This window comes from Thermanaerothrix solaris, assembly GCF_032334255.1.
GTDB lineage: Bacteria > Chloroflexota > Anaerolineae > Anaerolineales > Anaerolineaceae > Thermanaerothrix > Thermanaerothrix solaris.
On the sequence record NZ_JAUHMF010000001.1, the window covers coordinates 1,168,594 to 1,180,255 of the forward strand.

Annotated in this window: 15 protein-coding genes; all 15 read right to left on the bottom strand. The window is 53.2% G+C overall.

From position 1 onward, the window contains the following. Positions 1 to 57: 57 nt before the first annotated feature. The 15 genes from QYE77_RS05300 to QYE77_RS05370 all read right to left on the bottom strand — a co-directional run bounded on the left by QYE77_RS05300 (position 58) and on the right by QYE77_RS05370 (position 11,611). Positions 58 to 1,284: a flagellar hook protein FlgE gene (locus QYE77_RS05300; protein WP_315624338.1), complete on the bottom strand. Its 1,227-nt coding sequence runs from the start codon at positions 1,282 to 1,284 to the stop codon at positions 58 to 60. Between the two features lie 76 nt (positions 1,285 to 1,360). Further along, a complete protein-coding gene (locus QYE77_RS05305; RefSeq protein ID WP_315624339.1) occupies positions 1,361 to 1,783 on the bottom strand; it encodes a TIGR02530 family flagellar biosynthesis protein in 423 nt (140 codons plus the stop codon). Then, complete coding sequence (locus QYE77_RS05310) at positions 1,755 to 2,201, bottom strand: flagellar hook capping FlgD N-terminal domain-containing protein (RefSeq protein ID WP_315624340.1); 447 nt, start codon at positions 2,199 to 2,201, stop codon at positions 1,755 to 1,757. The genes QYE77_RS05305 and QYE77_RS05310 overlap by 29 nt, the downstream gene beginning before the upstream one ends. Positions 2,202 to 2,211: 10 nt before the next feature. Beyond that, the gene (locus tag QYE77_RS05315; RefSeq protein WP_315624341.1) at positions 2,212 to 3,384 is read right to left on the bottom strand and encodes a flagellar hook-length control protein FliK; all 1,173 of its coding nucleotides are present in this window, start codon (positions 3,382 to 3,384) and stop codon (positions 2,212 to 2,214) included. 3 nt (positions 3,385 to 3,387) lie between these two features. Beyond that, positions 3,388 to 3,795, bottom strand: coding sequence for a flagellar basal body rod protein FlgB (flgB, locus tag QYE77_RS05320; protein ID WP_315624342.1), 408 nt, complete (start codon positions 3,793 to 3,795; stop codon positions 3,388 to 3,390). 1 nt (position 3,796) lies between these two features. Then, on the bottom strand, positions 3,797 to 4,333 hold the full coding sequence (locus QYE77_RS05325) for a lytic transglycosylase domain-containing protein (RefSeq protein ID WP_315624343.1): 537 nt from the start codon (positions 4,331 to 4,333) through the stop codon (positions 3,797 to 3,799). A 9-nt stretch (positions 4,334 to 4,342) separates the two neighbouring features. Further along, positions 4,343 to 4,792 (bottom strand): flagellar export protein FliJ, encoded by a 450-nt coding sequence (gene fliJ / locus QYE77_RS05330; RefSeq protein WP_315624344.1) that lies wholly within the window; start codon positions 4,790 to 4,792, stop codon positions 4,343 to 4,345. Continuing rightward, complete coding sequence (locus QYE77_RS05335; protein WP_315624345.1) at positions 4,782 to 6,122, bottom strand: FliI/YscN family ATPase; 1,341 nt, start codon at positions 6,120 to 6,122, stop codon at positions 4,782 to 4,784. The genes fliJ and QYE77_RS05335 overlap by 11 nt, the downstream gene beginning before the upstream one ends. Continuing rightward, the gene (locus tag QYE77_RS05340) at positions 6,119 to 7,021 is read right to left on the bottom strand and encodes a FliH/SctL family protein (protein WP_315624346.1); all 903 of its coding nucleotides are present in this window, start codon (positions 7,019 to 7,021) and stop codon (positions 6,119 to 6,121) included. The genes QYE77_RS05335 and QYE77_RS05340 overlap by 4 nt, the downstream gene beginning before the upstream one ends. Beyond that, complete coding sequence (gene fliG, locus QYE77_RS05345; RefSeq protein ID WP_315624347.1) at positions 7,005 to 8,027, bottom strand: flagellar motor switch protein FliG; 1,023 nt, start codon at positions 8,025 to 8,027, stop codon at positions 7,005 to 7,007. The genes QYE77_RS05340 and fliG overlap by 17 nt, the downstream gene beginning before the upstream one ends. Positions 8,028 to 8,029: 2 nt before the next feature. Continuing rightward, entirely contained in the window at positions 8,030 to 9,697 is a 1,668-nt protein-coding gene (fliF, locus tag QYE77_RS05350; RefSeq protein ID WP_315624348.1) for a flagellar basal-body MS-ring/collar protein FliF, read from the bottom strand. 25 nt (positions 9,698 to 9,722) lie between these two features. Then, positions 9,723 to 10,028, bottom strand: a complete 306-nt coding sequence (fliE, locus tag QYE77_RS05355) for a flagellar hook-basal body complex protein FliE (RefSeq protein WP_315624349.1) — start codon at positions 10,026 to 10,028, stop codon at positions 9,723 to 9,725. A 16-nt stretch (positions 10,029 to 10,044) separates the two neighbouring features. After that, positions 10,045 to 10,497, bottom strand: coding sequence for a flagellar basal body rod protein FlgC (gene flgC / locus QYE77_RS05360; RefSeq protein WP_315624350.1), 453 nt, complete (start codon positions 10,495 to 10,497; stop codon positions 10,045 to 10,047). A 190-nt stretch (positions 10,498 to 10,687) separates the two neighbouring features. Beyond that, positions 10,688 to 11,062, bottom strand: coding sequence for a flagellar export chaperone FliS (locus QYE77_RS05365; protein ID WP_315624351.1), 375 nt, complete (start codon positions 11,060 to 11,062; stop codon positions 10,688 to 10,690). A gap of 216 nt (positions 11,063 to 11,278) precedes the next feature. Further along, positions 11,279 to 11,611 (bottom strand): flagellar protein FlaG, encoded by a 333-nt coding sequence (locus tag QYE77_RS05370; RefSeq protein WP_315624352.1) that lies wholly within the window; start codon positions 11,609 to 11,611, stop codon positions 11,279 to 11,281. Positions 11,612 to 11,662: the final 51 nt, after the last annotated feature.

Sequence of the window (11,662 nt, forward strand, 5' to 3'; positions counted from 1 at the left end):
GCAACTAACCGAAAAGGGGTAGCCTACGGGTTAAGGTAGGCTACCCCAATCAAAGGATTAGCGTTTCAGATTGACCAACTCCGCCAGAATTTCATCCGAAGCCGTAATGAGGCGGGAAGAGGCCTGAAAGCCGCGTTGGGCAATAATCAGGTTTGTGAACTCAGTCGCCATATCCACGTTCGAGGCCTCAAGGTAACCTGAAGCAATAACCCCACGTCCTCCGGAACCCGCTGTCCCGATATTGGGCTCGCCAGAATTCAAACCCGCGCGGTACAGGTTTTGGCCATCACGAATCAAACCGGAAGGGTTGGTAAACTTGGCAATGGCTAATTGGCCAATCAACTGCTTGAGGCCGTTCGAGAACAACACATGGATGCGCCCCGAATTGGGTTCAATGCTGACATCGGTGACATTTCCCGCGGCCAGACCATCCTGGCTGGTCACAGCAATGCTGCTATCAGTGGCTAGCATCGTCACCTGGGACATATCCAGATTGGTGATCACCACATCGGCAGCACCATTGGTACCCGGAATACGAATATTGGTCAGCACCTGGGAATTGATGACATTCCCATTGGTATCGAAGGTTAACGTCCCGTTGCCCTGGGCTGTGGCCGGACTGCTCACCTGCCAGGACCAGGTATTATCCCCCGTACGGGTGAATGTTAAAGTAAGGCTGTGCGACTGCCCTAACGAGTCATAGACTCCAAGCGTCACCGGATAACTATCGCCAATCGCCAAATCCGAACTTAGGTTACCGCCGATGATCATGCTCGAGGTCGCCTTGGCCAACGTCAAATCCAGCGGCACAGAGAGGTCACCAATCGGATTATTCGTGTTAATGGGGCCCTGGCTACCAATGGGATTCTGCCAACCCTGGATGCGTTGCCCGGTAGAACTGTTCACCAAATAGCCCTGGGCGTCAATATGCAAAGAGGCCTCGCGCGAGTAAAACAGTTCGCCGCCCTTGCGGTAAATAAAGAAACCATCTCCTTGCAAGGCTAAATCCGAGTTACGCCCGGTCGCCTGGAGCATTCCCTGTGAGAAAATCGGTGTAATGTAGCCGATCTTAATTCCCAGGCCGATTTGCGTCGGGTTAATCCCACCCAACTCATTCGTTGGCGCTGAGCCCGGCGACAGCAACTGCGAAAACTGGTCTTGGAAGAGCACCTTGCTTGCCTTGAAGCCAGGGGTATTGGCATTGGCCAAATTATCCGCAACCACATCCAGAAACGCCTGATTGGCGTTAAGGGCACTGATGGCTGTGAACATTGAGCGTAACATGATTAGGTTCTCCTTTCGGGTTGTAATAGGTTCAAAATCATGTTCACAGGCCTCCTCCGAGAGGGCCAGCCTGTTTCTAAACCTTTCTTTCCACTGTACTACTTACTTGTGAGGCATACGGAGCAGCAAAGACAACGCTATCCACCTGGGTAAAGACTCCCTCCCCACGGTGTTCAGGATCAATCGCGGTAATCACAACGCGGTCACGCACATTGACCAGGAAGGCCAGATCATCCACCAATACTAGCGATTCTCGCCCACCCCGTTGTGCGGCTTTTTCTACCGCTTGTGAGAGACGCGCCAGATCCTCCACACTTAGATCAATCTGACGGCTTTGCAACCGCTTTTGGGCATGATTCGAGAACCGCAGATTCTGGGTTTGGGCAAGCGCCAGATGGGCTGCAAAATCCTCCTGCGGCTTCAATACCCCGGTTGAAGTAGAAGATACGGATGTCGGCTGAGGGGACGATTCAGAGATTGGCCTGGTGGAGAGAGCCATCGCCACCTCCCTCAGATACCTGAGTGATCTCCCGCAGCGGTAACCATGCCTCGCCGACTTGGACGTAATACACACCACCGCGGATCTCATATCCCAGAACGGTGCCCCGGATGACCTGCCCATCAGTGTTGGTCGTGGTCACCTGCTTTCCAATCAGCGAAGAAGCAAAGTTGGACAAATTGACCTGAAGCAACGCTTCCATTTCCTCTTTGATTTGTTTGAGCGCCTCCAGTGAGTTCAATTGAGCAAACTGGGCCATCAAATCTTTATCTTGAAGAGGCTCTAGAGGATTCTGGTTCCGCAACTGAGCCATGAGCAGGGTGACAAAATCATCGGCTGAAAGACCACTCAGGGAGTTTATGGGGGCATTGCTGGGGTTAATCTGAGATAGGCTCATCACTGGACTGATGGTTGACATCTCCACCTCCTCAAATGCGGTAGTCCACATAGGAATCAGATGCGCCGATTCTGGAATACGCTTGTCCTTCGGCACTCGCCTCAGGAGAGATGGGATCCAACGGCACCTGTAACCGCACCGGACTGCCTTGCGGCTGACGGAAAAGGTTGGCGTGGGCATTTTGCCCTCCCACAGCGACATCGGCCAATTGGATTCCGGCGTGGGTCAGGGATTGGCGCAATTCATTCAAACCTGTTTGTAAGAGACGTTCGGTTTGTGGTTGATCAGCCATCAGCAACACATGGGTGCCTTCTGCTCCATGGGCAATCCGGATCTCAATCCGCCCTAACGATTCGGGATATAGTTGGAGGTGCAGATTCGATTGATCCAATCGCACCATCATATCCACTGCCCGAACGGTCTGGTGCAGTAGTTGATCTGCGGTAACAATGGGTCTGGTCTTTGCCGAACCCATCACATACTGTGCAATGGTGGCCGTGTCTCCAAGGCCCACCGCCCTACCATGGGTTGAAATCAGCACACTCTCCGGAATCTCAATCCCCTGTTGCAGTCGGTTGTTTCCCTCCGGGGCGCCCTCGATTCCGGGTTGAGGGTAAAACTGCACCTTAGAAGGGACTAATGTGAATTCCTTCAAGGCTTTGGGGGCGCTCCTTTCGTCCTGGGTCCCGGCTTGCACCACCGCGGTAGCGAAGTTATTGGCGGTTTCAGCAGAATCTGGCTGGGGCGTAGACGTGCCTTGAGGAACATTGAGTGCTTTTCCCCCACCGTCCTGCCCCAGGTCAACCATGGGCAGACTCTGAAGCCAACTCTCACCTTTGTCCTCAAGCAAAGGCGAGGCCGCCCCTTGGGAGAACACATTCAGCACCCCCCAGTCAATGAGCACAGGCAAAACCGGCATCTGCAAGGCAATGGCACTCCCCTCACTCCTACCCATCTCAGGTGGCACCGAGGAATCAGCCAATGCCGGAAGAGACGCGTCCTCTTCAGTCACTTGATCTGAGAGTGATTCATCCGAAGACGCATCGGCATGATGGCATCGCTCGGTAAGAAGGGATCGAAAGGAAGGCTTCGATTCTTTGGCTCCTTCTGCAAGCCTCCTTTCTGTGCCACTGGTAGTGAGAGTTTTTGGCGTCTCGTTGGGCGGGGCATTCATTTGGATTCCCAACAACACATCAGGATTCATAGATTACCTCCCGGAAGCAAGATTTTTTAGCAGCAGCAATTTTTTGCTGGCTGCCTGACTAAGCGCCTGAAAGCGCAAAGCCGTCTCGGTCATGTCCATCAATTCAACGTCAATGTCCACATTATTCTGATCCGCCCGCACACTCCCCCCAGGACGCTGAGCAATCGTAAAGGTAGCGTTTTGAGTCGGGGCCGCCAGGTGTCCCGGTTGGGTGCGTTGCAACCCAATTGCTTTATTTTGGGTTAGCGCCTTCTTTACCGCCGTTTCAAAATCTACCGTTTGCGCGTGAAAACCCGGCGTATCCACATTGGCGATGTTACGACCGATCATCTGCTGCCGCAGGGACAGCCCATCCAAAGCCATCCGCAGGATACTTAGGGTCGAATCGTTCAGCATCCCATTATCGGCCATCTTAAGCCCTCCACCCACTTTCTTGGCGATAGTAATCGAGAACGCGATCCACATAAATTTGGGTTTCGCGGTAAGGTGGAATACCTTGAAAACGATCCACCGCCCCCGGCCCGGCATTATAGGCCGCGAGGGCTAGAGCCACATTTCCATCATACCGATCCAATAAACGGCGCAAGAGGCGCACTCCACCATCAATGTTTTGCGTTGGATCAAAGGGATCTACCACGCCCAGACTTCGCGCGGTGCCTGGCATCAATTGCATCAATCCCATCGCACCTGCCCGCGAGACCGCCTGAGGATTAAAATTCGACTCGGCCCGAATCACCGAACGCACCAGAGCGGGATCCACGCTATACCGCTCAGCAGCCTGTTGAATCAAAGCCTCAAACGGGGATGAAGAACCCAATTGCCTCCCGTTAGCAGTGTTGGTAATGTCCTCTGTTTCGGTATCCGTGGATAATGTGCCCCCTTGCCGATTCAGGAGTTGAAAAAGTAAACGATAAAGCATGCTCTCAAAAGTCGCGTTTAAAAAACTCATGTCCATGGCTTACCACTCCCTCTGATGGCGAAACGCCCGACTGACATAGAGATCATCCAGTAAACGATTCTCCATGTGCGCTATTTCTTCTTGATACCGTGCTAATTCCTTCTCACGCAGCGTTTCCAACACCTCAACGTCCTGCCGGGCTTGGACAAGTTCCTGGCGTTTAGCATCCACACGTCGCCGCCACGTGTCCAAAGCTTGACGGGCTTGTTCAATTCGTTCCTGCACCAGGGTTAACTCATGATGAAGTTGTTCCAGTGCGAATAGATCTAACTCACCAATTTTTTGGCGCTCCAAACGCGCAAAAAGTGAGGCTTCCAACGCTTGCAAACGCACAAGGTACTCCTCGCCTTTGCGCTGTTCTTGGAGCAAATGCCCCAATTCGATTTCCAATGCTTCAACCCGTCTCTGACGCACGTCTAAAACCGTTTGTAACGAGAATTTAGGCGGCATGGTTCACCCCCTGAATCATGGCAGCCATTTGGTTGAGCGTGGATTCAAATGGCGTAAATTCTTCCACGTCTTGTTGTAAGAACCGTTCCAATGCCGGCATGACTGCAATGGCAGCGTCAATCTCCGGATCAGAACCGGCCACGTATGCCCCGATGTTAATCAAATCCCGTGCTTTCTCATAAACCGCAAGGTGCTTGCGCAGTTGAGCCGCAAAAGAACGGTGATCAGGGGTGGTGATCGAAGGCATCAAACGACTGATCGAGTTCAAGACATCAATCGCCGGATAATGATTGCGGGCGGCTAACACACGACTGAGGATAATATGACCATCCAGAATACCGCGTACTGCGTCGCAGATCGGTTCGTTGAAGTCATCCCCCTCCACCAAAACAGTAAAGAAACCGGTAATTGTTCCCCGCTCACCACAGCCAGCCCGTTCCAACAGCCGTGGCAAAAGCGCGAAGACCGAAGGAGTATATCCCTTACTGGCCGGTGGTTCACCAATCGCCAAACCTACCTCGCGCTGGGCCATAGCGAAGCGTGTGACCGAATCCATGAGGAAAATGACGTCCAAACCAAGATCGCGAAAATACTCTGCAATCGTCATGGCCACAAATGCCGCCTTGAGGCGCACCAGCGCGGGCTGATCCGAGGTTGAAACGACCACCACAGCACGCTGTAAACCTTCCGACCCCAAATCACGATCCAGAAACTCGCGCACTTCGCGCCCACGTTCACCCACCAACGCAATCACACTAACATCCGCCCGAGCGCGGCGCGCCAGTGTACCCAACAAGGTGCTCTTTCCCACTCCACTACCGGCAAAAATGCCCATACGTTGTCCTTTTCCCATGGTAAGCAGGCCATCAATGGCACGCACCCCAGTCACCAGAGGTTCGGTGATGGGCTTACGCTGCATTGGATTAGGTGCCAGGCGATTGGTTGCCACAGTCTCTGAGAGGGTTAATGCCGGGCCGCCATCCATCGGACGCCCTAATCCATCCAGGACACGCCCTAAAAGCGCCATTCCAACCGGCACGCGGAAGGATTTGGAAATCGGATAGACCTCACTCCCCGGCTGAATCCCATCCATGGCGCCCAGTGGCATGAGCAGAATGCGCTCATCCCGAAACCCAACCACTTCCGCCAGCACCGGCTCAGCTCCTTGTGCTCGCATCTCGCAGATTTCACCAATCTGGCAATCAATGCCCACGGCCTCAATCGTCAGTCCCACGACTTGAACGATACGCCCCGAAACCTGAAAGGGATTGGCGCGCTGCAACGCCGACAAATAACGTTCAGGATTGAGGGCCTTCAACGTGGAATTCATGCCCCCGTCCCCTCCGGCTGAGTTTCCTGGATCAGACTGGTCAACAAACGTTCCAGTCGCACCTCGATGCGCCCGTCTACTGCGCCATATTGCCCTTCAACAAAACATCCTCCTCGTCGAATGGACTCGCTGGGAATCAGTTTAATCCGTTGATCGCGCAGGGCTGCTTGCGCCTCTTTCCAATAGGGATCCAACAAGCGCGCATCTTCGGGATTAACATAAATGCGCAAATCCCCCAAGGCACGCGCGTGTTCGAGCACGCGGGTATACGTCTGCTGTAAGGTTTCAGCATCCAATGCGAACCCTTCGCTGAAAAGCGCGCGGGCAATTGCCGCCACCATCTCCAACACCAGGGGTTCACTCTGGGCCAGAAAGGTCTCATGCCAGGATCGCGTCTCTTGCACCATTGTGCTCACCGTACGAAGCAAGTCACGTAACTCAGCCTCGGCTTCTGCACGGCCTTGAGCATAAGCCTGTTGACGAAGTTGCTCGGCTTGGGCTTGGGCCTCCCGAAGCAGCGCTTCAGCCTGTGCCTGCGCTTCAGCCAATAACGCATTCGCTTCGGCTTGAGCAACCGTTAAATCAACTTGAGAGGAAACCAACGTATCAGGATCCGATTGTTCGTTATTGACTGTGGACTCAAAATTGGTATCCTCGTCAGTCATCGCCATCAAGTCAACCGGCGTCCAGATCTGCACCTTAGTCTGAGCACGCCGACCGTTAGCGCGCGAAAAACCAGCCGACGACACATCCAACGCATGGGGTGAGAAGATGGTCAGAATCTGCTCTACCAATGCCTCGGGGGGCTCCAGGGATGCCTCAGTCGTTAAGGCTGGTGGTTGCCAGGGACGGGCTTCGCTACGAACTCTGGGTTGGTATGGATCACTGAATAATTTCATACTCCGCTCCGCCACCTGCAATGACAATCTCTCCGGCCTCTTCTAGCGCCCGCACCGCTTCGACAATGCGCCGCTGAGCCGCATACACATTTTTGGCCAGTTGAGGGCCTAAAATTTCGATCTCTTCTTTCAGGTTCTCGCGCGCCCGCTCCGAAAGATTGCGGAAGACCGCTTCTTTGAGCCGTTCCGGAGCCGCCTTGAGCGCCAGCGCCAGATCCGACTTATTCACATCACGCAGAACGCGCTGCATCGTGCGGTCATCCAGTTTGATCAGGTCATCAAAGGTGAACATATTGGCGCGGATCTCTTCCACTAACTTCGGGTTAGTGGCTTCCAGGGCTTCCAAGATGGTCTTCTGTACCCCTCGATCCACCTGGTTCAACATTTTGACCAGGAAGGAGACTCCACCGGTAGCACGAAAATCCGCTTCACTCAGCACACCCGAGAGCTTGTTCTTTAAGTCGCGTTCAACAACCTGTACCACTTGAGGCGAAACACGATCCATCGTCGCCAAACGCAAAGTCACCTCAATTTGCAAATCCTTAGGGAAGTTCGTTAGAATATCTGCCGCCACTTTGGCTTCCAGGTAGGAGAGCACCAAAGCAATCGTCTGAGGCAGTTCATCCTGAAGCAGGTTAGCCACCTGCGCCGGGTCGGCATTTTTTAACATCTCAAACGAAGAAAGTTGCTGATGCGCTGAGATGCGTTCCAGAATCTCTGCACCCCGCCGTGGCCCTACCGCCCGCGAGAGCAGTTGACGGCTGTAATCAATCCCGTTTGCCACCACACCTACCCCCTCGCTGGTCAACTCATGGGCTTCTTCCAATACCACATGACGGACTTCAGGGGGCACAACCGTGGTACGGCTCAATGCCAGCAAAACGCGCTCAATTTCGCTCTCACTCAAATACTGCAAGACCTTGGACGAAACATCCACGCCCAAACACATCAAGAGCACCGATGCTTTTTCCAGTCCGCTGATCTTGGAGGCGAAATCATCCGACATGGCTACTTTCCACTCTCATTGAGCCAGATTTGGATTACTTCAGCCACCGTAGCCGGTGATTCTTCGGCCAAGCGTGCCAGAGCCTTTTGCAGTTGTTCATCCTCTTGTGAGGTGCGTGGCTTTGAACGTCCTGCCCCGCCTTCCGATTGGCTACCAGCCTGAAGAGCGGCCTGCTGACTCTGTTCCAGCATACCCATCACGCTGGCTAAGTTTTCGCTCAAGGTGGGCCGCGCATTAGGCACCGCGGCAGCGTTCCCTGCCGGCAAAGCCGCTTCAGAGACCGGCTTCATGATCGTGATCCACGCCTCACTCGAGGCCATGCGCAAATTCTTGAAAACCCGTTGCAGGTAGAACGCTAATCCAATCACCACCAAGACCGCCAGCGCAATCTCCCCAATCCGGAAATAGAGATCCATTTGCTGACTTTGCTGCATCTCCTTGGCCTGTTCTTCATAATAGGTACGGTCGAATGCCATGGATTCAACAGCCAGCATATCCCCGCGCGCTTCATCTATGCCGGCGGCGGCTGCTATGGCATTGCGCAACACATTAAGTTGCTCAGGAGAATCCAAGCCATCAACCAATACCGAAAGTGATATTCGTTTAATTTGCCCCGGAGCCTGGATTTCATGCGTCTGTACCTGAGTAATCTCATAATTGATAGTCTCTTCGGTGCGTTGATAGGTCACCGGCTGGCTTCCACCCTGGGCTACTGGTACCGGTGTAGGTAGATTGCTGGCCGCACCCGGCACGCCTCCCATGGCTTCGGCGCCACCGCTATAACTTTCGGTAATTTTCTGAGAGGATCGAATGGCCGCTGGGGTAGGATTGAAGGTTTGGGAAGTCAGCTCGCGTTGCGTCCAATCCATGACCACTTGGGCCTGGACCACCGAGCGATTTGGCCCCAGTACAGAATTCAACAGATTTTGTACATTGCGCTGTATCTCCGCCGCCGCAGCCTGCTCCGCATTGCGGAAGGTATCTACCTGTACTGCCGCCGTGGTCTCATCTTCACTCCCCGAGGCCAGCAAATTACCTTCAGAGTCCACAATAACCACGTTTTCCGGTGTCAGCCCTTCCACACTGCTTGCCACCAGATGGGTTATAGCACGCACCTGGGCTTTATCCAGGTATTTTCCTGGCTTTTCTTTGATCACCACCGATGCCGTTGGTGGAACCTGATCCCGCGCTAACAAGGATTTCTCAGGCAGCACCAGGTGAACGCGCACCATTTCAACCGCGTCTAAATTGCTGATGGTGCGCTCTAATTCGCCCTCTAAAGCGCGCTGATAATTTACGCGTTGGGTAAACTCAGTCATCCCCAGAGTATTGGTATTAAACAGTTCAAATCCCACCTGGCTGGTTTTCGGCAAGCCCTCCCGCGCCATCTTCAGCCGTACTTCATACACCTTATCACTGGGCACTAAAATGGTGCCGGTATCTTTGAGTTGATACGGGATTTTGGCCTCTTCCAGTTTCTGAACAATCTCCCCGGCATCGCTTTCGCTCAGCCCACGGTAAGCCACTGCATAAGTCGGCGTGCTCGCCCAAACCACAAAGACCACGGCGACCCCAATCAAAGCCAAAGTGATCACAACCAGGGAGATGCGACGTGACCGTGATTGTTGTTGCCAAAATTCGCTAAGTTGTTGTTGCAGGTTCGCTAGCATAATGTTCGCCCTAACAAATTTTTATTTACACCGACATACGCATAACTTCACGGTAAGCCTCAACCAGGCGATCACGGATTGCCATAGCAATTCGAAAGTTGATATCTGTCTCTTCAACCGCCATCATGACCTGATGGATTTCCACGTCTTCCCCCGCTGCCAGTTGCTGAATCAAAGCATTGCTCTGATTTTCAGATTGACTTAAAGCACCTAACACCTCAGTAAAAGTCTTACCAACGGCCTCTGCCCCTCCCTGACGCCCGACAGGGGAATTCGAAAGGGAAGGTTGATTGCCCAGGACACGATTAATCGAGGACGGTGTCACTTCCATTGCTGATTACCTCCCATTACTTCCCGATATCCAGAGCGCGCAAGGCCATTTGTTTGGCTGTATCAATCACGGCCAGGTTTGCCTCATAAGAACGGCTGGCCGAAAGCATGTTGGTCATCTCAATTACCGGATTGACATTTGGGTATTCAACATAGCCCTGTTCATCCGCATCGGGATGAGTGGGGTCATAGACCCGTGTGCCAGGTGTGGGGTCCGTAACAATCTGAGTGACCTGTACTCCTTTAAGTTGTCCCTGGAAACGATTCAGGTTCTGGCGCGCTGCCAAGAAAGGGGGCAAAAACGGCGCTTGTCCTTCGGGCATAAAAACAACGTCTTTGCGCTTGTAGGCGCCCCCTTCGGGGGTACGCGTAGTTTCGGCATTGGCAATGTTGTGGGCAATAACATCCAACCGCAATCGCTGGGCGGCCAGCCCCGAAGCACCAATTCGCAAGACGTTCCAAAATCCCATATCCAAGTCCCTCCGGCTGAGAATACGCGTGTACGTTTCATTTGCATCTTACTCGTCTCTATTTGACACGGCTATAAAGCCCAAATGAAGGAGGGATAAAAATCGCGTGAATTAACCCCAACCGGCGAGAGATTAATCCCTCGCCGGTGCGCCAGAGGAACAGGATATTGGCTTGAATATGGGTTCGAGACTAAGCGCTGGCGTACTGAGGCAACGTCGTGCGCACGGTAAAGACTTCACTTGCTGGTGTAGGCGTCACTTTCTTCTCGGCCTCAACCCAGGCTTCGCGCAGTTCAACCAGGACATTGAGCGCTGACTGAAAATCCCCGGCCCGCAAGCATTCCAGACACCACTGATAAAGACGGAATAGTCCCACCGCAACTTCAGCATAGTCGAAATTCAACGCATCTCGTAAAAGGGTAATCGCCCGTGTTGCTCGTTCAAAATCCTGCTGGTGGCAGGCACGAATCGCCACATCATACGCCATGACTACTAGGCGAATCGGGCTTGCACTCATCACGTCTTGCGTACGATATTCCTGGGAGAAATAATGGCTCTGGTACACAGTGTCCTCCTTCGGATCACGTTCCAATCTACGTTCAAGGTTCTGTTTTTATCTTCGGATAAAGCCGATAAAACTTTAGCCTTGAGGGGTAAAAAACCCATAAAACCACCTTTTGTCCTTGTTACGGTCATGACCTTTGCGGGATCTTTACTTAAAAAACAAAATGCCACCCTGTGGTGGATACCCAGGTTGAATGTACGCCTTATCAGAAAACGGCTATACGAAGAGATCTATAATCTCTCCCGCCCGTAACCGCGCCATTTCTTCCGGTGGGATGGTACGAATGACATGGCGGTGGGTTTTATCCAGTACGAACACCGTCACCTCGTGGGTTTGGGGATCAACTTGAAACCGTAACGCAATTTCAGCACCGCTTCGGGCGAGCATGGGTTTTGTGCTTTTCGAGGTAAGAGAATCTGGCGCATGCATCTCCTCTTGCCCCTCGCCGAGGAGTGCTTTAGGCGCAATCGTCCCGCCCTCAATTGGTATGTGACCGCTTAGTTCAACCCCAATCGGTATCACCCCTGGAAGTTTCGCGTCCTCTTGCATGGGTTCCATCCTTTCCGTTCCGCCAACATCCTTGTCGCGGAAAATCCCTCG